The sequence below is a fragment of the Saccharopolyspora sp. MMCC62 genome, assembly GCF_057736575.1.
Window position 1 is genome coordinate 1 of sequence record NZ_JBYKCM010000012.1, and the last position, 25,544, is coordinate 25,544.

Sequence of the window (25,544 nt, forward strand, 5' to 3'; positions counted from 1 at the left end):
CTCCAACGTGTTCTGCTGACGACCCAGCTCCGCCCCCACAGCAGCGGCCACCTCCGGATCCACCACCGCAAGCCGGTCGTTGAACGCGTCGACGTCCGCGGTGTTCCCGGACGGGGTCGAGGGGGTGCCGGACGAGCTCATGGGACTCCTTCGGTGCGGGGAATCTGCATGGGAGCACTGGAGAGACGGCGGCTGAACGGCCGACCGGACGACTATCATCCAACTGAAATATCAGATGGCTTCCCGAGCGTAAGCAGCGGAATTCCCGGGGTCAAGGGCCGAAGGTCGCGGATGCGCGAGCCCACCGCGACCTGCACCGACCACCGCCCCGCGACGCGCCCGGAGGGGCGCCGCGCCGCACGGCGGGCGCCGCGTTCAGCCGTCCGCGTGCACCGCGACCAGAAGCGCCGAATCGGCTCTTGACCGCCACTCCTACCAGTGCTTACTCTGCCGTTCACTTGATATATCAGTCTTGTGTTCAGCTGTTCCGGTCGGTCCGGGGGCGCACCCGGAATCCGGCATCCGGCTCGGCCAGGTCACCGCCGTCGGGCGGCCCGTTCCGACACGTCCCCCGTGCTCCGCGGAACTCCGCATCGGCCGACCACCGAACCCCACCACTCCCCTTCGCCAGACCCGAGCTCCTGCCCCGTGGCACCCAGTCCGCACCTGCCGTCCTCGCAGCGGTCGCCGCAGGCCGCCCGTTAGGAGACCAGCATGAGCACCCCCCGCGTCGTCATCATCGGAGCCGGGATCGTCGGCACCAACCTCGCCGACGAGCTCACCGAACGCGGCTGGAACCGCGTCACCGTCCTCGACCAGGGACCGCTGCCGCTCACCGGCGGTTCCACCTCGCACGCCCCCGGACTCGTCTTCCAGACCGCCGGGTCGAAGACGATGACCGAGTTCGCCACCTACACCAGGGACAAGCTCGCCTCGCTGGACGTCGACGGCGGGTGGTGCTTCAACCAGGTCGGCGGCCTGGAGATCGCCACCACGCCGGAACGGCTCGCCGACCTGCACCGCAAGCAGGGCTGGGCGACCTCCTGGGGCGTGCCCGGCACCGTCCTCGACCCGGCGGAGTGCGCGAAGCTGCACCCGCTGCTGGACCGGGACCGCGTCCTCGGCGGGTTGCACACCCCCACCGACGGGCTGGCCAAGGCCTCCCGCGCCGTCATCGCCCTCGCCCGCCGCGCCGAAGCCCGCGGCGCCCGCTTCCAGGGCTCCACCCGGGTCCTCGGCATCAGCACCAGCGGCGGCAAGGTCACCGGCGTCGAGACCGACCAGGGCGAGGTGCCCGCCGACGTCGTGGTGTCCTGCGCCGGGTTCTGGGGCCAGGCCATCGGCGACATGGTCGGCATGCGGGTGCCGCTGCTGCCGCTGGCGCACCAGTACGCGCAGACCGACCAGCTGCCCGAACTCGCCGGGCGCAACGACGCGCGGATCGAAGCACGGCTGCCGATCCTGCGGCACCAGGACCACGACCTGTACTACCGCGAGCACGACGACCGGCTCGGCATCGGCACCTACGCGCACCGCCCCATCCCGGTCGGGCTGGACGAGCTGCCGCAGGACGAGGACGCGCCCAGCGAAGCGGCGATGCCGTCGATGCTGGCGTTCACCGAGGAGGACTTCGCCCCGTCCTGGGAGCACAGCAAGCGGCTGCTGCCCGCGCTGCGCACCGCGAAGGTCGAGACCGGGTTCAACGGCGTCTTCTCCTTCACCCCCGACGGCGGGCCGCTGGTCGGCGAATCCCCCGACGTGGCCGGGTTCTGGATCGCCGAGGCGGTGTGGGTGACGCACTCCTCCGGCGTGGCGCGCGCCGTCGCGCAACTGCTGGTGGACGGGCGCAGCGAGATCGAACTGCACGGCTGCGACGTGCACCGCTTCGACGAGATCGAGGTGACCCCGCAGCACGCGGACGAGACCTCGCAGCGCAACTTCGTGGAGATCTACGACGTCAAGCACCCGCTGCAGCCGAAGTTCTCCCCGCGGGACCTGCGGGTCAGCCCGTTCCACGCCCGGCAGCGCGAACTCGGCGCGTTCTTCCTGGAAGCGCACGGCTGGGAGCGCCCGCACTGGTACGAGGCCAACGCGCCGCTGGTCAAGGAACTGCCGATGGAGTGGCAGCCGCCGTCGCGGGACGCCTGGTCCGCGATGTTCCACTCCCCCGTCGCCGCCGTCGAGGCGTGGAAGACCCGCACCGCCGTCGCCCTCTACGACATGACCCCGCTGAAGCGGCTGGAGGTGTCCGGTCCCGGGTCGCTGGAGTTCCTGGACCGGCTCACCACCGGCAAGATGGACAAGTCCGTCGGCTCGGTCACCTACACGCTGATGCTGGACCGCGCGGGCGGTGTGCGCAGCGACCTCACCGTGGCACGGCTCGGCGAACGGCTGTTCCAGGTCGGTGCCAACGGGAACCTGGACCTGGACCACCTGCGGCGGAACCTGCCCGACGACCACGGCGTGCAGGTCAGGGACATCACCGGCGGCACCTGCTGCGTCGGGGTGTGGGGGCCGCTGGCCCGGGACCTGGTGCAGCCGTTGAGCCGGGACGACTTCTCCCACGAGGGCTTGAAGTTCTTCCGCTGCAAGCAGGCGCGCATCGCGGGCATCCCGGTCACCGCGATGCGGGTGTCCTACGTCGGCGAGCTCGGCTGGGAGATCTACACCAGCGCCGAGTACGGGCAGCGGCTGTGGGACGTGCTGTTCGAGGCGGGCCGCGAGCTCGGGGTGGTCGCCGCGGGGCGCGCCGCGTTCAACAGCCTGCGGCTGGAGAAGGGCTACCGGGCGTGGGGCGCGGACATGACCACCGAGCACGACCCGTTCGAGGCGGGCGTCGGGTTCGCGGTCCGCCGGAACAAGGGCGACTTCGTCGGCAAGGACGCGCTGGAGGGCCGCGACCAGGAGTCGGTGGCGCGGCGGCTGTCCTGCCTGACGATCGACGACGGGCGCAGCGTGGTGCTCGGCGCGGAGCCGGTGTTCGTCGACTCGGCGCCCGCCGGGTACGTCACCTCGGCGGCGTTCTCGCACACCCTGGGCTTCCCCATCGCCTACGCGTGGCTGCCCGCCTCGGCGGAACCCGGGACCTCGGTGGAGATCAAGTACTTCGACCGGATGGTGCGGGCCACCGTCGCCGCCGAACCGCTCGTCGACCCGGAGATGCACCGGATCCGCAGGTGATCCCGGACCGCTCGCGAGGTGGGCGGCCCCTCCGCTCCGAGCGGGGTGGGCCGCCGGCCCGGTCACCTGGAACGGGTTTTCCGCACTACGACGAAGGATGCTGATGCGCACGGATTCGATCGACACCTTCCTGCAGCGGCTCGCCTCCCGCGATCCCGCCCCGGGCGGGGGCGCGACCGCCGGGCTGCACGCCGCGCAGGGAGCCGCCCTGATCGCCATGGTCGCGCGGTTCAGCGACGGCCCGAAGTACGCCGAGCACGCGGCGGAGATCGACGCGGTGCTGACCGCGGCCGACGAGCTGCGCGGCCTGGCGCTGGATCTGGCGGAGCGGGACGCCACCGCGTTCGGCGCGGTCGGCGCCGCCTACGGCCTGCCGAAGGACACCGCGGAGGCGAAGGCGGCGCGGTCCCGGGCGATCGCGGCGGCCCTGGCCGAGGCGAGCCGGGTGCCCGCCCAGGTCATCGAGGTCGCCGGCCGGGTCGTGGGGCTCGCCGAGCGGTTGCGGCCGATCGGGAACCGCAACGTGATCACCGATGTCGCGGCGGCCGCGGACGCGGCGCGCGCGGCCGCCGCCACCTCGCGGGTGAACGCGGAGGTGAACCTGCCCGGCATCGCCGACCCGGCGATGCGGGACGAACTGGCCGCGGCGATCGCCGCGGCCACCGATGTCCTCCACCGAGCCGATGAGACCACCACCGCGGTACGGGAGCAGATCCAGCGATGACCACTTCCCCGGCAGTGCCCGACACCGACCCGCCGACGGCCGACGTGTCCGAAGCCGCCCGGTCCGAAACCCCGGCGTCCGAAACCCCAGCGTCCGAAACCCCTCGGGCCGAAGCCGCTGTGCCCGAAAACCCCGTGCCCGCAACCTCTCTGTCCGAAACCCCTGCGTCCGAAACCGCTGCGCCCGCAACCGATCCGCCCGCGACCGGCGCACCCGCCACCGCGACGCCGCCGGTGGAGACCGCGGTCCTGGACGGCACCGGCCCGGCCCGTGCCATCCGGGCCGAGGTCGCCGCCGCGGCGGCCGAACTCGCCGCCGCGGGAGTGCCCGCCCGGCTGGCCGTCGTGGTGGCCACCGACGACGAGTCGAGCGCCTGGTACGTGCGCTCGATCGCGAAGGCCGCCGCGAAGTCCGGCGTGGAGTGCGAGGTCGTGGACCTCGGCGCCGACGCCACCGCGGACCGCATCCGCGAGGAGCTCGCCTCGCTGAGCGCCGAACCGGAAGTGCACGGCATCATCCTGCAGACCCCGCTGCCGCCGGGCGCCGACTTCGACGAGCTGGCCGCCGCGATCGCGCCGGACAAGGACGTGGACGGGGCGAACCCGCTGTCGGCGGGCAGGCTCGCCGCCGGGCTGCCCGCGTTCCCGCCCGCGACGGCGGCCGCGGTGCTGGCGGTGCTGGACCACCACGTCGTGCCGCTCGCGGGCCGGGACTGCGCGGTGGTGGGCCGTTCCACCGTGGTGGGGAAACCGGTGGCGCAGCTGCTGCTGCAGCGGGACGCGACGGTGACGGTCTGCCACCGGCACACCGCGGACCTGGCCGCGCGCACCCGCGCCGCGGAGGTGCTGGTGGTGGCGGTGGGCCGGCCGGGCCTGATCGCGGAGGAGCACGTGCACCCGGGTTCGGTCGTGGTGGACGTGGGCACCAATCCGACGCCGGACGGCGGGCTGGTCGGCGACGTGGCTCCCGGGGTGTCCGGCCGGGTCGCGGCGTTGACGCCGGTGCCGGGCGGGGTGGGGCCGGTGACGACGGCGCTGCTGCTGCGGCACACCGTGCGGGCCGCGCTCGCGGAGAGCGGCCGTGAGCCGGCTGTCGACGGCGCGGACCGCGCCGCGCCGGACCGGGAAACCTCCAGGTGAGGAGCGCGCATGACCCTCTCAGTGTTCGACCTGTTCAAAGTGGGCATCGGGCCGTCGAGTTCGCACACGGTCGGCCCGATGCTGGCAGCGTTCCGGTTCGTGGCGCGGTTGCGCGAGTCCGGGGTGCTGCCCCGGGTGGCGGCGGTGCGCTGCGAGCTGTTCGGTTCGCTGGGCGCGACGGGCCACGGCCACGGCAGCGTCCCGGCGGTGGTGCTGGGCCTGCTGGGCGAGCAACCGCACCTGGTGGACCCGGTGCGCACCGAACCGGACGTGCGGGCGGTGCGGGAGGAGGGCCGGATCAGCCTCGGCGGGGAGCGCAAGATCGCGTTCTCGGTGGACCGGGACGTGGTGCTGCACCGGCGGAAGCGGCTGGAGTTCCACACCAACGGCATGCGCTTCGACGCGTTCGACGAGCACGGGGAACCGCTGCTGCGCCGCGAGTTCTTCTCCGTCGGCGGTGGCTTCGTGCTGGACGAGGACGAGGCGGGCCGCCCGGTGCTGGTGGCGGGCGGGCCCGAGGTGCGCTTCCCGTTCCGCACCGGCGCGGAACTGCTGGCGCGGGCCCGGGAGTCCGGCTCGCGGATCAGCGACGTGATGCTGGCGAACGAGCTGTCCTGGCGGCCCGAGCAGGAGACCCGGGACGGCCTGCTGCACATCTGGTCGGTGATGCGGGAATGCGTGGACAACGGTTCCCGCACCGGTGGCGTGCTGCCCGGCGGGCTGCGGGTGCGGCGCCGGGCCAAGGAGCTGCGGGAGCGGCTGGAGTCCGGCGTCGACGAGAGCGACGCGCTGCACGCGATGGAGTGGGTGACGCTCTACGCGCTGGCGGTGAACGAGGAGAACGCGGCGGGCGGGCGGGTCGTGACGGCGCCGACGAACGGCGCGGCCGGGATCGTGCCCGCGGTGCTGCACTACGCGCATCGGTTCCTGGCCGGGTTCGACGAGGACGCGGTGGTGCGGTTCCTGCTGACGGCGAGCGCGATCGGCGTGCTGTTCAAGGAGAACGCGTCGATCTCGGGTGCCGAGGTGGGTTGCCAGGGCGAGGTCGGGTCGGCGTGCTCGATGGCCGCCGCCGGCCTGGCGGAGGTGCTGGGCGGCACCCCGGAGCAGGTGGAGAACGCCGCGGAGATCGGCATCGAGCACAACCTGGGCCTCACCTGCGATCCGGTGGGCGGCCTGGTGCAGATCCCGTGCATCGAGCGGAACGCGGTGGCCGCGATCAAGGCGATCACGGCGGCCCGGATGGCGCTGCGCGGCGACGGCGAGCACCACGTCTCCCTGGACAAGGCGATCAAGACGATGCGCGAGACCGGGGCGGACATGAAGGACAAGTACAAGGAGACCGCCCGCGGCGGCCTCGCCCTCAACGTCGTCGAGTGCTGACGACCCCCGACCGCGACCAGAGCCGTGCGAGCACAGGAGGAACGACGATGACCAGGAAGTTCACCCTGACGTTGAGCTGCCCCAACCGCAGCGGCATCGTCCACGCGGTCAGCAGCTACCTGGTGGGCCAGGGCTGCGACATCGCCGAGTACCGCCAGTTCGACGACGGCGTGAAGGGCCGGTTGTTCCTGCGCACCCAGGTGACGGCGGACCGCGAGGTGGACCTGGCGGCGGTGTCGCGCGGGTTCGAGCCGGTGGCCGCGGACTTCGAGATGTCCTTCTCGTTCGACGCGGACCGCGACGCCCGGGTGCTGGTGATGGTCTCGAAGCTGGGCCACTGCCTGAACGACCTCATCTTCCGCTGGCGGTCCGGCGGGTTGAGCGCGGACATCGTGGCCGTGGTGTCGAACCACGAGACGCTGCGGCCGATGGCGGAGTCGGCGGGCCTGCCGTTCATCCACGTGCCGGTGACGCCGGAGACGAAGGCCGCCGCCGAGGCCCGGCTGCTGGAGCTGGTGGACGAGTACGACGTGGAGCTGGTGGTGCTGGCCCGCTACATGCAGGTGCTCTCGGACGAGGCGTGCAAGGCGCTGGAGGGCCGGGCGATCAACATCCACCACTCGTTCCTGCCGGGCTTCAAGGGCGCGAAGCCGTACCACCAGGCGTATTCGCGCGGGGTGAAGCTGGTGGGCGCGACGGCGCACTACGTGACCCCGGACCTGGACGAAGGCCCGATCATCGAGCAGGAGGTGATCCGCATCGACCACACGCACGACCCGGTGGCGCTGCAGACGGTGGGCCGGGACGCGGAGGCGCTGGCGCTGTCCCGGGCGGTGCGCTGGCACTGCGAGCGGCGGGTGCTGCCGAACGGGCACAGCACCGTGGTGTTCCGGTGACCGGTTCCGGCCGCGGGTCTTGACATCCCGTTCGCGACGCGCTGCCATCTGTAGCGCAATGCGCACCCCGTTGCTGTTCGTGCAACGACTCTCGACTTCCACTCAGCAGCCACCGCGCGGAATCCGCCGCGCGGTGCGTTCCCGACGTTCCGCGGGCGGCCCCTGCGCCCGCCGGTTCCGATGCCGTAGCGAGTTGTGTCCCCTTCCCCTCTGCCGCGAGGAGCACTGCCATGACCACCGGTGAGCTGTCCACTCCCGACACCGGCGAAGCCCTGCCCGAGAGCCTGCGCGAGACGCTGGCCGGCTACTACTACACGGACCCGTCGATCTTCCGGACCGAGCAGGAGGCGATCTTCGAGGCGGGGTGGTTCTGCGCGGTGCTCAGCGCCGACCTGGAGCGCCCCGGCCAGTACGAGACGGTGCAGATCGGCCGGGAGAGCGTCATCGTGACCCGCGGCCGGGACGGTGCCGTGAAGGCCTACCTGAACGTGTGCAGGCACCGCGGGGCCCGGCTGTGCACGGAGGAGAAGGGCGAGGTGCGGCGCTCCTTCCAGTGCCCGTACCACGCGTGGACGTACGGCTTGGACGGCAAGCTGGTGGCGGCGCCGAACCTGAACGCGATGCAGGACATCGACCGCGTCGAGTACGGGCTGCACACCGTGCACGTGCAGGAGTGGCTGGGGTACGTGTGGCTGTGCCTGGCCGAGGACCCGCCGTCGTTCGAGGAGACGGTGATCGGGGACGTCACCAACCGCCTGGGCTCGCCGGAGGCGATCGTGGGCTACCAGGTGGCGGACCTGAAGCTGGGCAGGCGCATCGAGTACGACGTGCAGGCGAACTGGAAGCAGATCGTCGAGAACTTCATGGAGTGCTACCACTGCGCGACGATCCACCCGGAGCTCACCGAGGTGCTGCCGGAGTTCGCCGACGGCCTCGCCGCGCAGTACTTCGTGGGCCACGGCGCCGAGTTCGGCGAGGAGGTGCAGGGCTTCACCGTCGACGGTTCGGCGGGCCTGGATCGGATTCCCGGTGTGCAGGAGGACCAGGACCGCCGCTACTACGCGATCACGGTGCGCCCGCAGGTGTTCATCAACCTGGTGCCGGACCACGTGGTGTTCCACCGGATGTTCCCGCTGTCGGCGGAGCGCACGATCGTGCGCTGCGACTGGCTGTACCTGCCGGAGGTGGTGGATTCCGGCGCGGACATCGACCGGTCGGTGGAGCTGTTCCACCGGGTGAACCAGCAGGACTTCGACGCGTGCGAGCGCTGCCAGCTGGCGATGGACTCGCGGTCGTACCGCAAGGGCGGGGTGCTGGTGCCGAGCGAGCACCACATCGGCGAGTTCCACGACTGGGTGCGCAAGCGGGTGGGCTGAGCACCGTTCTCCCGGCCCCGCGCGGCTTCCCGCCGCGCGGGGCCCTCGTGCTGCCCTGGTCCGGGCGCGGTCGCGGCCGCTCGATTCTCCCGGTGCGGCAACGGTTTCCGCCGGCGCGGACTCGCACTGCGCCGGGTGCGGAGTCGGGCGGAACGGGAACGGGCGGCGCGGAGCCGGACAGCGCGGACCGGGGCCGAGCCGACGGCGCGGCGCAGATCCCGACACGGCGCGGCGCAGGACCGGGCGGCACAACGCGGAGCCGGTCGGCACTGGACCGGGCAACACGGGACCGGGCAGTACGGGACCGGACAGCACGGCGCCGGGCAGGACAGGACACGCAGCGCAGCACAGCACAGCACAGCACAGGACCAGGCAGCGCAGGATCAGGCAGGGCAGGACCAGACAGCGCAGCACAGGACAGCGCCGCCCGCCTACTGCCGCGGGCTCTCCAGCGGCACCCCGTCGGCGGACAGCGGCGGCGACGGGAGCTCGGAGCTGGAGGTCAGCGGCGCCGCCCCGTCCAGCGGCCGCCCCGCCTGCTCGCTGAGGAAGTGCGTGCTGACGACCCCGACGATCCCCGCCCCCACCAGGAAGTAGCCCGGCCAGTCCAGGTTCCCCGTCGCGGTCGCCAGCGCTTCGATGATGGTCGGCGCGGTCCCCGCGAACAGCGACACGGCGAGGTTGAACAGCACCGCCAGGCTGCTGTACCGGATCATGGTGGGGAACAGCGCGGGCAGCGTGGACGGCGAGACGGCGGCGAAGCACACCAGGGCGAGCCCGATGATGAGCAGCCCGGCGACCTGCCCCACCAGTCCCGCCCGCAGCAGCCAGATCGCGGGCAGTCCCAGCAGGATCAGCCCGACGCTCCCGGTCATCAGCACGGGTTTCCGCCCGACGCGATCGCTGAGCCGCCCCACCGAGACGATCACGCACAGCATCAGCACCATGACGACGACCTGGAGCGCGGTGGCGACCTCGGGGCTGGTGCCGCCGAGCCCGTAGCGCGGCAGCGTGCCGGTGAGGTAGGTCGGGATGTAGTTCGTCAGCACGTAGTTCGTGACGTTCCAGGCCACCACGACGCCGACGGCGACGAGCGCGGCCGCCCGGTACCGGGTCACCACGATCTGCAGCGCGCGCCGGGAGGACATCGTGGCCAGCGCCGGTGAGCGTTCCATGAGCTGCCGGAACGCCGGGGTGTCCTCCAGCCGCAGCCGCAGGTAGATGCCGGTGATGCCGAGCGGCAGCGCGAGCATGAACGGCACCCGCCAGCCCCAGGCGAGCAGGTCCTGCTCGGGCAGCACGGCGATCACCGTCCAGCACACCCCGGCGCCGAACGTGTAGCCGGTGAGGGTGCCGAACTCCAGCCAGCTGCCGAAGAAACCGCGCCTGCGGTCCGGTGCGTACTCGGCGACGAGGGTGAGCGCCCCGGTGTACTCACCGCCCGCGGAGAAGCCCTGCAGCATCCGCACGAACAGCACCAGCAGCGGCGCGGCCACGCCGATGGCCCCGTAGGCCGGGATGAGCCCGAGCAGCACGGTGGACACGGCCATCAGCACGACGGTGGCGGAGAGGACCTTGGTGCGCCCGATCTTGTCGCCGAGCCTGCCGAACACGAGTCCGCCGAGCGGGCGCATCAGGAAGGCCGCCGCGAACGCGCCGAGGGTGTAGGCGGTGGCCCACTGGCCGCCTTCCGGGAAGAAGACCCGGCCGAGCACGACGGCGGCGAGGTAGGAGTAGATCCCGAAGTCGTACCACTCCGCGACGTTGCCGATCGCGGCCGCGGCGACGGCGCGGCGGACGGTGCGCTCCTCCTCCACGGCCGGTCTGCGGAAGACCCGCTTGGGCCGCTTCGATCGGTCGATCATGAGGTCTCCCCCGCTGCGCGCTGCCGCGAGCCGCGGCGCGGCCGCGCGGTCCCGGCTGCCCCATCTCCTTCGAAGCCAGGTCCGGTGGTTGATATATCTGTTGCACGATAAGCCGTGGTCAGGGCCGGGTCAACACGCCGTTCCGGTGCCCTCGCGGTCCGTCCAGAGCCCGCCCTGGACCCCATCGCGGGCACCGGCGGCCGGGCGCTCCCCGGCGGGCGGCGCGCCGCGAACTTCCCACAGCACTAAGGGTTTTCGCTACCGGCGGGTTTCCGCGCGTTACACCCGCGGCAACTCTCAGGCCTCCGTGGGCCCCGATTCGCCCGCTCGGCGAAGACGGCGAATTTCATCGTTGACGACCAAGGTGACGAGCCTCATTCTATCGGTTGCGCATTGCAGTACGGGTTCCGCCATCTGCAACAGGAGGCCAGAATGATTCTAGTGGGCGCGCTGTCCGACATCCCCCCCGGCGAGTCGGCCCGGGTGCAGGGCGAGGTGGCGATCGCTGTGTTCAACGTGGACGGCGAGCTGTTCGCCATCGACGACACCTGCACGCACCAGGACGCTTCGCTCTCCGACGGTTGGCTCGAAGGCTGCGCGGTCGAATGTCCGCTGCACGCGGCCTGCTTCGACCTGCGCACCGGCCGCCCCAGCGGCCCGCCCGCCAAGAAACCCGTGCGAACCCACCGGGTCGCCGTGGACGACGGACTCGTCTACGTGCTCGAGACCAGCGACGTCGAGGTCGCCGCCGGTGCCGTCGTGGAAGAGGTGAGTTGATTGCGCGAGATCACCGTCGTCGGAGCCTCGCTCGCCGGCCTCACCGCGGTCCGCGCACTGCGCGAGCACGGCTTCGACGGGCGCATCGTCGTCGTCGGCGATGAGGAGCACGCCCCCTACGACCGGCCGCCGCTGTCCAAGGAGTACCTCGCGGGCACCGCCTCCGAGGACGACATCGCCCTGACCGAACCGGACGACTCCGCGCTGGAGGTGGACTGGCGGCTGGGCCGCGCGGCCACCGGCCTGGACGCCCGGGACCGCGCCGTGCTGCTCGAAGGCGGCGAGCGGATCACCTCCGACGCCGTCGTGCTCGCCACCGGCGCCCGCGCCCGCCCGTTCCCCGGACCGGTGCCGGAGGGCGTCCGGACGTTGCGCACCCTCGACGACGCCCGCGCACTGCGCAAGGAACTCGTGCCCGGCGCCCGCCTCGTCGTCATCGGCGCCGGCTTCATCGGCGCCGAGATCGCCTCCACCGCGGTCGGGCTCGGCGTCGAAGTGGACGTGGTCGAGGCCGCCGCCGTCCCGCTGCACCGCGCGCTCGGCCCCGAGATGGGCGAGGTGTGCGGCAGGCTGCACGCCCGCAACGGGGTGCGGATGCACGTCGGCACCGGCGTCGCCGGACTCGTCGGCGATCCCCGGGTGACCGCCGTGCGGCTCGACGACGGCCGCGAACTGCCCGCCGACGTGGTCGTGGTCGGCATCGGGGCGCAGCCGAACGTCGAATGGCTGGAAGGCTCCGGGATCCCGCTGCAGAACGGCGTGCGCACCGACGCCGCGGGCCGGACCGAGGTACCGGAGGTGGTGGCGGTCGGCGACTGCGCCAACGCCCACCGGGACTACACGTCCGAACCGCTGCGGCTGGAGCACTGGACGAACGCCGCGCAGCACCCGGCGGCCGCGGCCGCCGCACTGCTCGGCGCCGAGCACTCCGCCCCGGCGCACCACGCGGTCCCGTACTTCTGGTCCGACCAGTACGGCAGCAAGATCCAGTTCGCCGGACACCGGAGCCCCGGCTGCACGATCCGGATCGAAGAGGGCGACGTCGACTCCGGCGAGTTCCTCGCGCTGTACCTGGATTCCGCGGACGAACCGGTCGGAGTGCTCTCGGTCGACCGGACCAAGTCGTTCGGGCGCTGGCGACGACGGCTCGCCGCCAGGTTGTGATCGCGCACCCGGTCCGGCCGCCGCGGCCGTGACCACGTCCCGGAAGGAGCGAGGCGCCCTGCTCCCTCGCTCCGCCCGGCGGATCACACCACCGCGCGGATGGCCTCCTCGAAGCCGAGCACGTGGTCGCAGGCCAGCTGCTCGGCCTCGTCGGCGGACCGGGAACCGATCGCGCGCAGCAGCCCGGAGTGCTCGCCGACGTGGCTGTCGAAGTGCGACATGCGCTCCAGGAACAGGCAGAAGATGCGGGTGGCGAGGTTGTCGTAGCGCACCAGGGTGTCCTCCAGGTGCGGGTTCCCCGCGGCCCGGTAGATCGCGCGGTGGACGTGCAGGTCCCAGCGCATCAGCTCGTCGCGGCTCAGCGACCGCACGTCGACCTCGTCCAGCTCGTCGGCCATCTCCAGCAGCTCGGCCAGCACGGCGGCGCTCGCGGATTCGGCGGCGCGGCGGGCCGCCAGCGGTTCCAGCTGCACCCGCAGCTCGGAGATGTAGGCCAGGTCGGTGATGTCCACCGCGGTCGCGAAGGTCCCCCGGCGCGGGTAGGACACCACGAGCCGGTCGATCTCCAGCCGCTTCAGCGCCTCGCGCACGGGCGTCCGCCCCACGTCCAGCGATTTCGCCAGCGCCACGTCGTCGATCGCGGTCATGGGCGGGATGTCGAGCATGATGAGCCGGTCGCAGATCTCCGCGTAGGCCTTGTCGGCCAACGACGCGTAGACGGGTTCATCGGTGGTCGCCGGGCTCATCGCAGCCTCGGCTTCACCGAGGGGCGGTCGATTCCGCACATCTCCAGCCTTGACATATCAGCACTGTATCTGTTGGCGGTCTGTACACGAACAGAACCCGTCTCGGCTTCCACCGAGTGGACGCGCGCGGCCGCGCCACCCTCGTGGCGCGGCCGGGGTGTTCCCGCGCCGATCCGGGCTCAGAGCTTCTTGCCGCCGCGCTTGGCCGCCTTGCACTCCGGGCAGGTCGGCATGCCGCTGAAGAACGTGTCCTCGTAGGTCGCGTGCAGGAAGAACTTGCCGCACAGCGAGGTGGCATCGCTGTTCCAGGGCGAGACCTTCCCGCAGTGCCGAATGCCGTCGTGAATGATGTCGGTTGCCATGAGCCTTGCCTCCAGCTCTCGTGCCATCTTCCGGATGAACAACTCCCCGATCGGAGGTTCACTCCAGCACGTTCGGTAATCAGAAGGCAGCTCATTTTTCCGCTCAACGCCGTGCGGTCACACCATTGCGGCCAGCGGTAGATCAACATTCGGCCGAAGTGATGACCTAGTGCATTGTTCAATCTTTCCCCTTAGCCCGATCGGGTGTGATCATCGGGCGCGCTGGTCCGGTGGGGCGGCGACCGGCGCCGGACGGGGCAACCGCCTGCACCGGTCGCCGCAACCCGCTCGCGGGCGCGACCCGGACCACGTCCCTGCCCAGCTCAGGACGAGGACCGGGTGGTGGCCCGCCCGGGGTCACAGCACCGCCAGCACCTCCCGCGCCATCGGACCGCTCGACGCCGGGTTCTGACCGGTGAACAGGTTCCCGTCCCGCACGGTGAACGGCTGGTAGGCGGGCCCGCCCTCGTGCACCGCGCCCCGCTCCCGCAACCGGCTCGCCAGCAGCCACGGCGCGCCGTCCGCGGTGCCGAACAGCCGCTCCTCCTCGTCGGTGAACGCGGCCATCCGCCGCCGCGCGAACCGCCAGTCCCCCGCCTCGTCCACGGCGCTGAGCAGCGCGGCCGGGCCGTGGCAGACGGCGGCGATGGCCACCCCCGCGCGGTCCGCCGCCACCAGCAGCCGGCCGAGGTCGGCGTCCTCGTGCAGGTCCACCACCGGCCCGTGCCCGCCGGGCAGCACGATCGCCGCGTAGTCGTCGAGCACCACCTCCGCCAGCGGCAGCAGCGGGCCGAACTCGCGCAGCGCCGCCGCCGCGTGCTCGACGTGGCGCGCGCACTCCGGCCCGGCGATCTCCGGGTCGGCGCTGTGCCGGTCCAGCGGCTGCAGCACCCCGCCCGGCGAGGCGAAGTCCACCGCGAACCCGGCGGCGGTGAACTCCGCGTGCGGCGCGGCGAGCTCCTCCGCCCAATACCCCGTCGGGTAGGCCGACCCGTCGGTGCGGATCCAGGTGTCGGCGGCGGACATGACGATCAGAACCTTGCGCATCGGGCGCCTCCCGGTCTCGGCGGGGGTTCCTCCCCCGGCTCGACCCCCAGCCTGGTCGCCGGAGATCGCCGGAACCGGTGCCGCGCGCGCCCTGCCGGGGCGCGGACCCGCGAACCTGGGACTCGGAGGTCCACCCGCACGCCCGCGCGGGGACCCGGGCGGCGGCAGAATCGCGGGCATGGCCCAGCACAACCGCGAACTCGCCGACTTCCTGCGCCGCGCCCGCGGCCTCGGTGATCCCGCCCGCGCGGGTCTGCCCGCCGACGGGCGGGTCCGGCGCGTCCCCGGGCTGCGGCGCGAAGAGGTCGCGCTGCTGGCCGGGGTGTCCACCGACTACTACGCGCGGCTCGAACAGGGACGGCGGATCGTGCCCTCGCCCGCCGTGGTCGCGGCGATCGGACGGGCGCTCGACCTGGACGCCGCGGGCCGCGCGCACCTGGAGACCCTCGTCGGCCGGACCGCGAGCCCCCGCAGCCGGCCGAACTCGGTGCAGCGGCTGCGGCCCGGCGTCCACCAGCTGCTCGACTCGCTGGACGGGGAACCGGCGCTGGTGCTCGGCAGGCGCACCGACGTGCTCGCGAGCAACCGGATGGCGCGGGCGCTGTTCACCGACTTCGAGCGGATGCCCGCGGCGCGGCGCAACTACGCGCGCTGGATGTTCCTGGACGACGGCGCGCGGGAGCTGTTCGCCGACTGGGAGGTGCACGCGCGGGCCACCGTGGAGAGCCTGCGCCTCGACGTCGGCGCCGACCCCGCGGACCGGGCGGCGATCGCCCTGGTCGCCGAACTGCGCGCGGGCAGCCGCGAATTCGGCCGGTGGTGGGACGAGCACCGGGTGCACCAGCGCACCCACGGGTCGAAGCGGCTGCGGCACCCGGTGGTCGGCGAGCTCACCGTCGAGTACGAGACCTTCGCGTTGCCCGGCGATCCGGACACCACCCTGTTCGTCTACACCGCCGAACCCGGCTCGTCCTCCCGCGAGGCGCTGGGCCTGCTCGCCAGCTGGGGCGTGCCCGCCCGGCCGCGCTGACCGGCGAGGATTTTCCCCGCGGAGAAGGGAATTCCGGCCCTTCCCGGCAGGTGCCACCGGCACCATCCTTAGCGTGGGAGCCGGTGGCGCCGCGGCGCCACCGGTCGAGCGTGCGACACCGCGCGCCCCCTTCAGCTCTTGGAGTCGCCCCGTGCGCGTGCTGTTCAGCGCCGTCCCCGCCTACGGCCACCTTCTTCCCCTCGCCCCGCTGATCGAGGCCGCGCTCGCCGACGGGCACCAGGCCGCGGTGCTCACCAGCGGCGACATGCGGCCCGCCGTCGAGGACGAGCTGGCGGCCGAGGTGGAGCTGCTCGCCGCCGGTCCGACCGCGATCGAGTTCACCACCGAAGCCGCGCGCCGCACCGGGACCGACGTGATGCGCCCGACGCCGGAGGTCGTCGGGGAGGTCTTCGGCGCCTGCCGCCTGGAGCTCGGCGGTGCCGAGTCGATCGAACGCGCGCGGGACTGGGCGCCGGACCTGGTGATCGCCGAGTACTACGACGCCCTCGGCCCGTTCGTCGCCGCCGCGCTCGGAATTCCTTGGCACCAGGCGGGAATCGGCCCGGCGGTACCGCCCGAGCTCGCCGAGCTGATCGAGGCTTCGGCGGCCCGCCACCACGGCGAACGCGGGATCGTCGTCGAACCGCCCACCACCTACCTGGACCCGTGGCCGGAGGAGTTGCAGGAGCCGGGCTGGTCCAGCGCGGTGCCGCCGTTGCCGATGCGCGGCCGGGCGCACCGCCGCCCGGAAGGCCGGGAGGCACCGCAGCGCGGCTTCGCGGCCGCGGACCGGCCGACCGCGCTCGTCACGCTGGGCACCGTGTTCTCCGACCCGCGGGTGCTGGACGAGTTCGTCGCGGCCGTGTCGAGCAGGCCGCTGAACCTGCGCGTCACGCTGGGCATGTCCCACGGCGCGGGGCCGAACGCGGCGCGCGCCGACGAGGTGCGCGACTCCGGCGCCGAGATCCACTACGTGCCGTTCGCGCCGCTGGACGACCTGCTCGACGGGGTGGGCGTGGTGGTGGGCGCCGGTGGTTCGGGCACCGTGCTCGGCGCGTTGAGCCGCGGGGTTCCGCTGGTGCTGTGCCCGCAGGGCGCGGATCAGCCGGTCAACGCGGCGCGGGCGGAAGCCGCCGGGGTCGCGGTGGTCGTCGACTCCCCCGCCGGGATCGCCGCCGCGATCGAGCGGGTGCTGTCCGATCCGTCGTACGCGGAGCGGGCCGCGGCCGTCGCGGCGGAGCTCGCCACCCGTCCCGCGCCCGCCGACGTGCTGCGCGCCCTCACCGGCTCCCCCGAACCCGTGGCCTGAACACCGAGGTGAATGGCCCACCAGCCCGATCCCCTTGGGCGAATGGGCCATTCACCTCAGGTGGTGGTGCGCCAGGACTGGAGCTCGGTGATGCCGACGGCTCCGCCGTCCGCGCGCTCCGGGGTGATCCGCAACGCGTCGGTGCGCACCGGCGGGTCCGGCCGCACCGGCGGGCTCGTCGGCAGGTCCACCCACTCCGCGCCGCGCCGGTACTGCATCCGGTACGAGTCGGGGGTGCGCACCTCGCCGCCGTCGTCGTAGAACGAGATCCGCACGTCCGAGACGTCGATCGGCTCGGCCGTCTCGACCTGCAGGTGGTCGATGGCGTTCGGGCTGCCGTGGTTCGTCCACCGGGTGCCGGGCCGGTCGAGGTGGAAGTCCTGCCCGTCGATCGCCTCACCCGGTTCGTCGCCCTCCCCGGAGTAGGTGGCGGTGGCCGTCGGGAACCCCTCGCCGTCCGCGTTGACCAGGTCGTCGACCTGCTCCGGGAGGTCCGGCGCCCGGCCCGCGATCGGCAGCCGCACCGGAGCCAGGTCGTCCTGCCGGTGCACCTCGGCGCCGTCGACGAGCACGCGCAGCCCGGCGCCCGCGCCGTAGTGCCGGCCGTCCCGGTCCCACACCACGCTCAGGTCGTGCCCGTGGTACGCGACGTCCTCCACCGCGAAGTGGTCCCAGTCGCCGGGGACGAGCGGGGCGATCCGCACGGTGTCGTCCTGCTGCGGGCGGATGCCGAGCAGCCCGGACAGCACCAGGTCGGTGTAGGTGGAGTGGTTGTAGTCCTCGCTGTGTCCGGGCGAGTCGTACAGCCACCGGTCCTCGTCGGGGTGGTGCGCTTCGGCGACGTAGGGCTCGCCGTCCTTGCGCTGGGTGAGCGCGTAGCCGCGCAGCAGCTCGTAGTAGTCCTGCCGGTCCACGTGCTGCTGCGCGGGCTGCTCGTCGAGCAGCTTCGCCAGCGCGGTCAGCGTCTGGCTGGTCGCGTACGGCCAGCTCGGCCCGGACCAGCGGCAGCAGCCCTCCTCGGCCTCGTGCAAGTACCAGGGGCTGCGTCGCTCCACAGTGGTCGGTCCGTGCGCGGCGGCGAAGCCCTCCGGGTCGGTCAGCTGGTCCCACGCGCCGGCGCGCTCCGGCCCGGCCATGCCGAAGTACCAGGGCACGAAGCCCATCTGCTCGCGGTCCGCGATCGGGGTGCGGTCCGGGTTCCCGTCGCGCATCACGTGCTTGTAGAAGCCGTCGTCCAGCAGCTTCTCGTCCACAGTGGACTTGAGCTGGTCGGCGCGGCGCTCGTAGTCCGCGGCTCCGGCGTCATCCCCGGTGCGGCGCAGCAGGCTCGCGATCGCCTTCGCATCGCCGTACTGGTAGGCGTTCAGCGTCGGCCGGAAGCCTTCGCCGCCGTGGTACGGGTCATCGCTCTGGTAGGAGCTCGCGGTGTACTCCATCGCGTCCCACACCGGGGTCTGCCAGTACAGCCCGAGATCCGCGTCGAACTGCGGGTCCCAGCCGTGCCACTGCTCCTCCAGCGCGGGCAGCTCCGCGGCGGCGCGGTCCCAGCGCCCGTCGACGGAGGCGCGGGCGACGACGGCGTCGGCGATCCAGAACGAGTACTGGTGCGCCCAGTCGGTCGTGTTCGGGTTCAGCTCCTCGGTCGCGGGCTTCGGCCCGGCACCGCTGCCGGAGAGCCAGTAGTCGAGGTAGTCGTCCAAGTAGCGGGTGTCGCGCAGCCACCGGCCCTCGTAGACGTGGTGCCCCGCGGCGGCGGAGATCCCGCCGCCCGGCGCGGAATAGCCGACGGGGCCGAGGAATTCGGAGACGATCCAGCCGTCGTCCGGGCCGGTGTACTTCAGCGCCTCCTTGAAGGTGCGCCAGCGGTAGTAGTAGGTGTCCTCGACCGCCGCGTCCGGCAGGTCCACGAACGGGACGTTGTCCCGGTACCAGCCGGGGTCGACGTACCCCGCGAGCTTCTCGTCCCGGTCGATCAGCCCGCCCGCCCGCGGCTCGGCCGCGGCGCCGCCCGGCAGCAGCCCGGCCAGTAACGTCCCGGCGATCAGCGCGGTGCCCAGCCTCCGTCGGACCACGTCCGCCCCCCTGCGTCGCAGCGGTGCCTCGGCGCACCGACCACCGCTTCATACCGAATCACCCGCCGGATGTCCCCCGCCCGGCGACTTCTCGAAGCAGCTCCCGATCACCCGTCCGGCCGCAGCCGGACGGGGCCACCCGGAGCGCTCAGTTGATGCAGGGGATGCCGTCCGCGGTGATCACGTCCGCGGCGCCGGAGCGCTGCACCTGGTGGCCGTCGAGGCGGATCAGCGGGGCCGGGGCGAGTTCGCCGACGTTCGGATCGTCGTAGTCCGCGCCCAGCAGCACCTGCACGTGCCCGCGCGGCTGCGCCGGATCGGCCGCGGTCGCCAGGCCGCCGAGGTGTTCGGCGATGAACGCCGCCACCTCGGCGTCGTCCGGATGGTGGGTGACCCGCGAGGTGGCGGTGAGCGGCCCGTCCGCGACCTCGCCGACGGCGATGTCCTCGGCGCCGAGCTCGGCCTGCACGCGACCGGCCATGCCGCCGGTGTCGGTGCCGTTGAGCACGTCGGCCACGGCGCTCTCCAGCGCGACGGGGCGCGGCGGCGCGGCGGGCAGCCCGTCGTTGACCCGGCCGATGGTCAGCTGCACCTTGTGCGGGTTGACCTGCACGGCCTGCCCGTCGGGCGTGTCGTGCTCGGGGTCCTCCACGGGGATGGTGCCGAAGGTGATGTCGCCGCCCGCGAGACCGCGCAGGTCCGCGGCGAAGGCCAGCGGATCCCAGCCCTCGTCGAGCACCACGGACTGCTCCACCGCCGTGAAGATCCGGTCCAGCTTCGCCGGGTTCGCCAGCGTCCCGGTGGCGAGCATCGCGCGGGCCAGCCCCGCCAGGAACGCCTGCTGCCGCTGCACCCGGTCCAGGTCGCCGCGCAGCAGCCCGTGCCGCTGGCGCACGAAGGCCAGCGCGTCCCCGCCGGAGATGCGCTGGCGCCCGGCGGCGAAGCGGGCCCCCGAGTACGGGTCGTCCACCGCGTCGTTCAAGCAGACCTCGACGCCGCCGATCGCCTTGGTGAGCTGGTAGAAGCCCAGCAGGTTCACCTCGGCGTAGTGGTCCACGTCGACGCCGGTGAGCTGCTGCACGGTCCGCACCAGCAGCTTGCGGCCGCCGTCGGCGGAACCGCGCTCCAGCACCGCGGGATCGGTGACGCCCTGGGCCTCCAACCGCTTCCGCTCCGCCGCCTTGCCCCGCCCGTACGCAGAATTGATCTTGTGGTGGCCGTGGCCCGGCACGTCCACGTACGAATCGCGCGGCAGCGAGTACGCCACCGCCCGCGACCGGTCCGCGGGCACGTGCAGCAGGATCAGCGTGTCGGTGAGGCTGGAACCGCTGTCCTCGGTGTGCAGCTCGCGCAGCACCTCCGGCGGCAACGGATCGCCGTGCGCGTCGGTCCGGCCGTCCAAGCCGACCAGCAGGACGTCCAGCGAGCCGTCCGCCTTGGCCCCCGCCGTCACGTCGCTGGTCGCCAGCCCGCCGCGGAGCGCGCCGAGGGTGTTCCAGCCGTAACCGGTCACCAGCAGCACCAGCGTCGAGACGAGCGCCACCAGGGTGCGCCCCGCCGCGCGCAGCGCCCGCGAGCCGCGGCGCCGGACCGGCGGCCCGGTCGGCGGCATCGGGAGGACCTGCTCGGCATCGGCGAGATCACCGCGGAACCGGATGGTGCGGCCGGACTTCGAACCACCGTCGCCGACCACGCGCTCTCCTCACCCCGCGCCCGGAGCCGGGCCGCTGCTTCCGCTGCCCGCGGGAAGCAGGCCCGCACGACGAGCGCCAGAGTACTCGGGCGTTCCCGGCGGCCCGCCGAGGTGAGCGCGGTGCGCGGCCGGCGGTGTGCCACTGTGGGAGACCGGATCGGGGGAACGCGACGACGAGAGGGACGAGACCATGAGCATGCCGGGTGGATGGGAGCTGGTGCTCATCGCGGGCGTGCTGGTGCTGCTGTTCGGCTCCAGCAAGCTGCCGGAGATGGCCCGTTCGCTGGGCCAGTCCGCGCGAGTGCTCAAAGCGGAGGCGCGCGGCATGAAGGAGGACGCCCGGCCGACCGCGGGAAGCGAGCACGGATCGACGAGCCGGGCGGGGCAGAGCTCGGCGGGGCAGAGCTCGGCGGGCTAGCACTCGGCAGGGCAGGACTCGGCGAACCAGGGCTCGGCGGAGCAGGGCTCGGCGGAGCAGGGCTCGGCGGAGCAGGCGCCCGGTCGGACCGGGCGCCCCGGCGGGCCGGACGCCCGGGCGGACCATGATCCCCGAAGGACCAGGCACCCGGGCTGACCAGGCACCCGGGTGGACAATGCTCCCCGACGGGCCGGACGTCGGGCGGATCGGATGCTCGGCGGACTTGAGCCTCAGCGGACCTGAGACTCGGCGGACGGACGCCCGAGCGGGCCGGGTCGGGCGGACCGGTCCTCGCCGCGAGCCGTCCGCACCACCGACCTCGCCGCCGCCGCACCACCAGCCGCGCCGCACCCGGAGCCGCACCGCACGCGCCCGGGCGGCACGACCGCCCGTCAGTCCCAGGCCACCGGCAGCGAGTGCACCCCGTAGATGACCATCTCGGTGCGCAGCCCGACCTCCGCGGGCGGGACGGCCAGCCGCAGCCCGGGCAGCCGCGCCAGCAGTTCCGCCAGCCCGATGCGCAGTTCCACCCGCGCCAGCTGCTGCCCCAGGCACTGGTGCACGCCGTGCCCGAACGCCAAGTGGTGGTTGCGGGTGCGCCGCACGTCCAGCCGGTCCGGTTCGGGCCAGCGGCCGGGGTCCCGGTCCACTTCGGGCAGCGACACCATCACGGTGTCCCCGGCGCGGACGGTGACCCCGCCCAGCTCGACGTCCTGCACCGCGACCCGCACCGGCCCGGTGTGCACCACGGACAGGTAGCGCAGCAGCTCCTCCACCGCGGTGTCGATCAGGCCGGGTTCCGCGCGCAGCGCCGCGAGCTGGTCCGGGTGCTCCAGCAGCGCGAAGGTGCCGAGAGCGAGCATGTTCGCGGTGGTCTCGTGCCCCGCGCCGAGCAGCATCGAGGCGATGTCGACCAGCTCCCGGTCGGTCAGCGCCGGGTCCGCGTCGCCGTGCACCAGCCCGGAGATCAGGTCGTCGGTGGGGTGGGCCCGCTTGTCCGCGACGAGGCCGCGCATGAACTCGTCCTGCTCGGCGTAGGCCCGCAACCGGGTGGCCTCGTCCGCGTCCAGGTTCACCAGCACGGCGGTGCGGTCCTGGAACCCGTCGCGGTCGGCGGGGGCGACGCCGAGCAGTTCGCAGATCACCAGCGAGGGCAGCGGCAGCGCGAAGTCGGCCACCAGGTCGGCCGGGGCGCCCGCGGCCCGCATCGCCTCGACGTGCTCGACGGCGATCTCCCGCACCCTGGCTTCGAGCGCCCGCATCCGCCGCACGGTGAACTGGCCGACGAGCAGCTTGCGCAGCCGGGTGTGCTCGGGCGGGTCCATGAAGATGAACCGGCCGCTGGTGGACGGCCGGTCGGTGACCGGGCAGCCGCCGGTGCCCGCGGCGACGGCGGCCTGGTGGGCCACCACCTGCTCGGGGTCGAGCTGCATGGCGTTGGGGTGGCGGTGGGTGTCGGCGCTGAACCGCTCGTCGGTGAGCAGCGCCTTCGATTCGGCGAACCCGGTGACCATCCACAGGTGCGCGCCGTTGCGCAGCCGCACGCCCGCCACCGGGCCCTGCGCCCGCACCTCGTCGAGGCCGGGTGGCGGGGCGAACGGGTCGGTACCGCGCGCCATGAGCTCCGGTGGCAGCGGGCGCCGGATCAGCACGTCGGTCGAGACGGCGGAGTCGTCGGTGTCGGGGGTGGAGGTCCGGTCGCCGGTGGTGGTCATCGAGGTCCTCTCGTCGCTCGGGAGCGCCCGGTTCCGGCGGCGCGGACTGCGGACCGCGCCGGTTCCGGAACCACCGACCACGGTACGCGGAGCGCGATCACGCGCGGCTACGCGGAAATCGGCGGCCGCGCGTCCGACCACGGCACCGCCCGCTCCAGCTGGGCGGCGAGCCGGATCAGCACGTCTTCCCGCCCGTAGGCGGCGACGAGCTGCACGCCGATCGGCAGGCCGTCGGCGCGGTGCAGCGGCAGCGAGATCGCGGGCTGCCCGGTGAGGTTGAACGGCGCGGTGAACGCGATGCGCGCGGCGGTCTCCGCGAGCAGCACCAGCGGGTCCTGCTCGGGTGCGAGCAGGCCGAGCGGGGCGGGCGGTTCCGGCAGGGTGGGCACGAGCAGCACGTCGAACTCGTCCTCCCACAGCGCGGCGAGCCTGCGGGACCAGGCCTGCGCGGAGGCCATGCCCGCGAGCCACTGCGCGGCGGTCACCGCGGCGCCCTGCTCGGCTAGCAGCGCGGTCATCGGCTCCAGCTCGGTCAGCTCGATGCGCCTGCCGAGGCGCTGCGACCAGCGCTCCAGCTCCCAGGCGGCGGTGGCGCCGAACACGGTCGCCATCGAGGCCATCGGCTCGGCGTCGTCCAGCGGGGCGGCCGCGGTGGGCGCCACGTGGTGGCCGAGCTCGGCCAGCGACCGGGCGGCCCCGTCGACGGCGGCCGCGCAGTCCGGGTGCACCGGTCCGCCGCCGGGCCGTTCGGTGCGGAAGCCGATGCGCAGCGCGCCGGGCTCGGCCTGGACCTCGTCGCGGTACGGCCGGGCGGGCGGTGGCGCGGTGTACGGATCGCCGGGCGCCATCCCGGCGATCGCGTCGAGCACCGCGGCCGTGTCCCGCACCGAGCGGGTGAGCACGTGCTCGTGCGTCACCGGACCCCAGTACTCGCCGTGGCCGGGGCCGAGGGAGGTGCGGGCCCTGGTCGGCTTCAGCCCGACGAGCCCGCAGCTGCTCGCCGGGATGCGGATCGATCCGGCCATGTCGTTGGCGTGCGCGACGGGGACGAGCCCGGCGGCGACGGCGGCGGCCGCGCCACCGCTGGAACCGCCCGGCGAATGCGCCGGGTTCCAGGGGTTGCGCGTCGGCCCGTGCGCGAGCGGTTCGGTGGTGATGCTCATGGCCAGTTCGGACAGGTTCGTCTTGCCGCAGAACACGAATCCGGCGGCGCGGAACCGGGCCGCCAGGTGCGAGTCCTCCTGCTCGACCCATCCCGCGTCGCGCAGCACCCGGAGCCCGGCGTGCAGCGGGTCGCCCGCCGAGTGGCAGACGGCGTCCTTGAGCAGCATCGGCACGCCGCGGAACGGCCCGGCGGGCAGGTCCGGGTCGGCGGCCTGCGCCAGCGCCTTCTCGAACAGCGGGGTGATCACCGAGTTGAGCTCGCCGTCGACGCGCTCGATGCGGTCCACGGCGGCTTCGACGAGTTCCCGCGGAGACACCTCGCCGCGGCGGACCAGCTCGGCCTGCGCGGTGGCGTCCAGCCAGGTGAGCTCGCCGTCGCGCAGATCTTCCCGCACCGCTTCCGCCATGCCGACACTCCCGCCGCAGTCGAGGAATTCCCGTCGTCGATCACCCTGCCACGCCGCCCCGCCGCGCAGGTCGGCCGCGTGGGACGGACCTGCGGAACCCACGGAAGGCCCAGCCGAACCCGCCTTCCAGCTGATCACGCATTGCTACGATGAGATCACCAGGTGTGCCCCGAACGGGAGGTGCGGACGATGACGGCGATCGACGCGGCAGCGGTGGAATCCCTGCACCAGCTGACCGGCGGCTGGCGCACCCTGGTGCTCGACGCCGACCCGGCCGCCGACGTGCGCGACCTGCCGGGTGTGGCGGTGCGCTGGGCGGAGTCGCGGTTCGCGTTCTGGAACTGCGTCACCTTGACCGAGCACGGCCTCGGCGCGGACCTGCTCCCGGAGCGGCTGGCGCAGGCCGCGGCGATCATGCGGGAGAAGCAGGGCACCGGGTTCCTGTGGCTGTTCGAGGACCTGCTGGACCCGGCGGCCCGCGCCGAGCTGCCCGCGGCCGCCGAGCGCGCCGGGCTGGACCTGGCGTTCTCCGGCGCCGGCATGGCGGGCGACGTCCTGCCGCTGCCGGACCCCGAGCACCCGCTGCTGGAGTTCGTGCGGGTCCGCACCGAGGAGCAGCTGCTGGCCTACGCGGACCTGAACTCCCGCGCCTACGGCTTCCCGCTCGCCGACGGCCGGGACGGGCTGGCCGGTTCGCGGCTGTGGCGCACCGACGTGCACGCCTACCTCGGGTTGCGGGACGGCGTACCGGTGACGGCGGCCGCGACCGTCCCGTGCGCGGGCAGGCTGTTCGTGGTGCTGGTGGCCACCGATCCGGAGCAGGAGCGGCAGGGCTTCGGCGAGGCGGTCACGCGCAAGGCGCTGCACGAGGGCGCCCGCGCCACCGGCCTCACCCGTGCGACCCTGCACGCCACCGCAGCGGGCGCCCCCGTCTACCCGCGCATCGGCTTCGTCCCGAACACCCCGATCCACTTCTACGCCCTGCGCCCCTGAGCCGGATCGCCCGCGACACTGCCTGTCTCGCTACTTCTGCCGCGTAGTGCTCGGGTGGCGGAACCTCAGCGACTTCCTCGCTGC

The 25,544-nt window shown here is 73.3% G+C and carries 20 protein-coding genes; 12 read left to right on the plus strand and 8 right to left on the minus strand.

Annotated elements, in window-relative coordinates; translation table 11 throughout:
* Nucleotides 1-714 precede the first annotated feature (714 nt).
* The 6 genes from AC29IT_RS24530 (at nt 715) to AC29IT_RS24555 (ending at nt 8,698) form a co-directional block, all read left to right on the plus strand.
* On the plus strand, nt 715-3,180 hold the full coding sequence (locus AC29IT_RS24530; protein WP_488220245.1) for a GcvT family protein: 2,466 nt from the start codon (nt 715-717) through the stop codon (nt 3,178-3,180).
* Nucleotides 3,181-3,283: 103 nt separating this feature from the next.
* Nucleotides 3,284-3,904, plus strand: coding sequence for a cyclodeaminase/cyclohydrolase family protein (locus AC29IT_RS24535; protein ID WP_488220246.1), 621 nt, complete (start codon nt 3,284-3,286; stop codon nt 3,902-3,904).
* Between the two features lie 233 nt (nt 3,905-4,137).
* Entirely contained in the window at nt 4,138-5,043 is a 906-nt protein-coding gene (locus AC29IT_RS24540; protein ID WP_488220247.1) for a bifunctional 5,10-methylenetetrahydrofolate dehydrogenase/5,10-methenyltetrahydrofolate cyclohydrolase, read from the plus strand.
* 9 nt (nt 5,044-5,052) lie between these two features.
* The gene (locus AC29IT_RS24545) at nt 5,053-6,426 is read left to right on the plus strand and encodes an L-serine ammonia-lyase (RefSeq protein ID WP_488220248.1); all 1,374 of its coding nucleotides are present in this window, start codon (nt 5,053-5,055) and stop codon (nt 6,424-6,426) included.
* Between the two features lie 47 nt (nt 6,427-6,473).
* Nucleotides 6,474-7,322, plus strand: coding sequence for a formyltetrahydrofolate deformylase (gene purU / locus AC29IT_RS24550; RefSeq protein WP_358436701.1), 849 nt, complete (start codon nt 6,474-6,476; stop codon nt 7,320-7,322).
* Nucleotides 7,323-7,552: 230 nt separating this feature from the next.
* Nucleotides 7,553-8,698 carry an aromatic ring-hydroxylating oxygenase subunit alpha gene (locus AC29IT_RS24555; protein ID WP_488220249.1) on the plus strand — a complete coding sequence of 382 codons (1,146 nt, stop codon included), beginning with the start codon at nt 7,553-7,555 and terminating at the stop codon, nt 8,696-8,698.
* Between the two features lie 431 nt (nt 8,699-9,129).
* On the opposite strand, the gene AC29IT_RS24560 is transcribed toward AC29IT_RS24555, so the two are convergent.
* Entirely contained in the window at nt 9,130-10,563 is a 1,434-nt protein-coding gene (locus tag AC29IT_RS24560) for an MFS transporter (RefSeq protein ID WP_358436707.1), read from the minus strand.
* Nucleotides 10,564-10,995: 432 nt separating this feature from the next.
* Here AC29IT_RS24560 and AC29IT_RS24565 point away from each other — a divergent pair, with 432 nt between their 5' ends.
* Nucleotides 10,996-11,340: a bifunctional 3-phenylpropionate/cinnamic acid dioxygenase ferredoxin subunit gene (locus AC29IT_RS24565; protein WP_358436710.1), complete on the plus strand. Its 345-nt coding sequence runs from the start codon at nt 10,996-10,998 to the stop codon at nt 11,338-11,340.
* On the plus strand, nt 11,341-12,504 hold the full coding sequence (locus AC29IT_RS24570; protein WP_488220250.1) for an NAD(P)/FAD-dependent oxidoreductase: 1,164 nt from the start codon (nt 11,341-11,343) through the stop codon (nt 12,502-12,504).
* A gap of 83 nt (nt 12,505-12,587) precedes the next feature.
* Here the strand turns inward: AC29IT_RS24570 and AC29IT_RS24575 are convergent, their stop codons facing one another.
* The 3 genes from AC29IT_RS24575 to AC29IT_RS24585 all read right to left on the minus strand — a co-directional run bounded on the left by AC29IT_RS24575 (nt 12,588) and on the right by AC29IT_RS24585 (nt 14,659).
* Nucleotides 12,588-13,250 (minus strand): GntR family transcriptional regulator, encoded by a 663-nt coding sequence (locus tag AC29IT_RS24575; RefSeq protein WP_358436716.1) that lies wholly within the window; start codon nt 13,248-13,250, stop codon nt 12,588-12,590.
* 179 nt (nt 13,251-13,429) lie between these two features.
* The gene (locus AC29IT_RS24580) at nt 13,430-13,612 is read right to left on the minus strand and encodes a hypothetical protein (protein ID WP_358436719.1); all 183 of its coding nucleotides are present in this window, start codon (nt 13,610-13,612) and stop codon (nt 13,430-13,432) included.
* A 357-nt stretch (nt 13,613-13,969) separates the two neighbouring features.
* Nucleotides 13,970-14,659 carry a type 1 glutamine amidotransferase domain-containing protein gene (locus AC29IT_RS24585; RefSeq protein ID WP_488220251.1) on the minus strand — a complete coding sequence of 230 codons (690 nt, stop codon included), beginning with the start codon at nt 14,657-14,659 and terminating at the stop codon, nt 13,970-13,972.
* Between the two features lie 178 nt (nt 14,660-14,837).
* On the opposite strand from AC29IT_RS24585, the gene AC29IT_RS24590 reads away from it, so the two are divergent.
* Entirely contained in the window at nt 14,838-15,689 is an 852-nt protein-coding gene (locus AC29IT_RS24590) for a helix-turn-helix domain-containing protein (RefSeq protein ID WP_488220252.1), read from the plus strand.
* Nucleotides 15,690-15,840: 151 nt separating this feature from the next.
* The gene (locus tag AC29IT_RS24595) at nt 15,841-16,998 is read left to right on the plus strand and encodes a glycosyltransferase (RefSeq protein ID WP_488220253.1); all 1,158 of its coding nucleotides are present in this window, start codon (nt 15,841-15,843) and stop codon (nt 16,996-16,998) included.
* A gap of 56 nt (nt 16,999-17,054) precedes the next feature.
* Here the strand turns inward: AC29IT_RS24595 and AC29IT_RS24600 are convergent, their stop codons facing one another.
* The gene (locus AC29IT_RS24600) at nt 17,055-19,070 is read right to left on the minus strand and encodes an MGH1-like glycoside hydrolase domain-containing protein (protein ID WP_488220254.1); all 2,016 of its coding nucleotides are present in this window, start codon (nt 19,068-19,070) and stop codon (nt 17,055-17,057) included.
* A gap of 148 nt (nt 19,071-19,218) precedes the next feature.
* Nucleotides 19,219-20,763: an LCP family protein gene (locus AC29IT_RS24605; protein WP_488220255.1), complete on the minus strand. Its 1,545-nt coding sequence runs from the start codon at nt 20,761-20,763 to the stop codon at nt 19,219-19,221.
* 190 nt (nt 20,764-20,953) lie between these two features.
* On the opposite strand from AC29IT_RS24605, the gene AC29IT_RS24610 reads away from it, so the two are divergent.
* On the plus strand, nt 20,954-21,181 hold the full coding sequence (locus AC29IT_RS24610) for a twin-arginine translocase TatA/TatE family subunit (protein ID WP_488220256.1): 228 nt from the start codon (nt 20,954-20,956) through the stop codon (nt 21,179-21,181).
* A 392-nt stretch (nt 21,182-21,573) separates the two neighbouring features.
* Here the strand turns inward: AC29IT_RS24610 and AC29IT_RS24615 are convergent, their stop codons facing one another.
* Nucleotides 21,574-22,896, minus strand: coding sequence for a cytochrome P450 (locus AC29IT_RS24615; RefSeq protein WP_358436736.1), 1,323 nt, complete (start codon nt 22,894-22,896; stop codon nt 21,574-21,576).
* 107 nt (nt 22,897-23,003) lie between these two features.
* Complete coding sequence (locus AC29IT_RS24620) at nt 23,004-24,467, minus strand: amidase (protein WP_358436738.1); 1,464 nt, start codon at nt 24,465-24,467, stop codon at nt 23,004-23,006.
* Between the two features lie 189 nt (nt 24,468-24,656).
* On the opposite strand from AC29IT_RS24620, the gene AC29IT_RS24625 reads away from it, so the two are divergent.
* Entirely contained in the window at nt 24,657-25,460 is an 804-nt protein-coding gene (locus AC29IT_RS24625) for a GNAT family N-acetyltransferase (protein WP_358436741.1), read from the plus strand.
* Nucleotides 25,461-25,544 lie beyond the last annotated feature (84 nt).

What these genes read in the sequence shown, in the direction of transcription:
- AC29IT_RS24530 (WP_488220245.1), top strand. Translation starts at nt 715, where the DNA reads ATGAGCACCCCCCGCGTCGTCATCATCGGAGCCGGGATCGTCGGCACC.
- AC29IT_RS24535 (WP_488220246.1), top strand. Translation starts at nt 3,284, where the DNA reads ATGCGCACGGATTCGATCGACACCTTCCTGCAGCGGCTCGCCTCCCGC.
- AC29IT_RS24545 (WP_488220248.1), top strand. Translation starts at nt 5,053, where the DNA reads ATGACCCTCTCAGTGTTCGACCTGTTCAAAGTGGGCATCGGGCCGTCG.
- purU (WP_358436701.1), top strand. Translation starts at nt 6,474, where the DNA reads ATGACCAGGAAGTTCACCCTGACGTTGAGCTGCCCCAACCGCAGCGGC.
- AC29IT_RS24555 (WP_488220249.1), top strand. Translation starts at nt 7,553, where the DNA reads ATGACCACCGGTGAGCTGTCCACTCCCGACACCGGCGAAGCCCTGCCC.
- AC29IT_RS24560 (WP_358436707.1), bottom strand. Translation starts at nt 10,563, where the DNA reads ATGATCGACCGATCGAAGCGGCCCAAGCGGGTCTTCCGCAGACCGGCC.
- AC29IT_RS24565 (WP_358436710.1), top strand. Translation starts at nt 10,996, where the DNA reads ATGATTCTAGTGGGCGCGCTGTCCGACATCCCCCCCGGCGAGTCGGCC.
- AC29IT_RS24575 (WP_358436716.1), bottom strand. Translation starts at nt 13,250, where the DNA reads ATGAGCCCGGCGACCACCGATGAACCCGTCTACGCGTCGTTGGCCGAC.
- AC29IT_RS24580 (WP_358436719.1), bottom strand. Translation starts at nt 13,612, where the DNA reads ATGGCAACCGACATCATTCACGACGGCATTCGGCACTGCGGGAAGGTC.
- AC29IT_RS24585 (WP_488220251.1), bottom strand. Translation starts at nt 14,659, where the DNA reads ATGCGCAAGGTTCTGATCGTCATGTCCGCCGCCGACACCTGGATCCGC.
- AC29IT_RS24590 (WP_488220252.1), top strand. Translation starts at nt 14,838, where the DNA reads ATGGCCCAGCACAACCGCGAACTCGCCGACTTCCTGCGCCGCGCCCGC.
- AC29IT_RS24610 (WP_488220256.1), top strand. Translation starts at nt 20,954, where the DNA reads ATGAGCATGCCGGGTGGATGGGAGCTGGTGCTCATCGCGGGCGTGCTG.
- AC29IT_RS24615 (WP_358436736.1), bottom strand. Translation starts at nt 22,896, where the DNA reads ATGACCACCACCGGCGACCGGACCTCCACCCCCGACACCGACGACTCC.
- AC29IT_RS24620 (WP_358436738.1), bottom strand. Translation starts at nt 24,467, where the DNA reads ATGGCGGAAGCGGTGCGGGAAGATCTGCGCGACGGCGAGCTCACCTGG.
- AC29IT_RS24625 (WP_358436741.1), top strand. Translation starts at nt 24,657, where the DNA reads ATGACGGCGATCGACGCGGCAGCGGTGGAATCCCTGCACCAGCTGACC.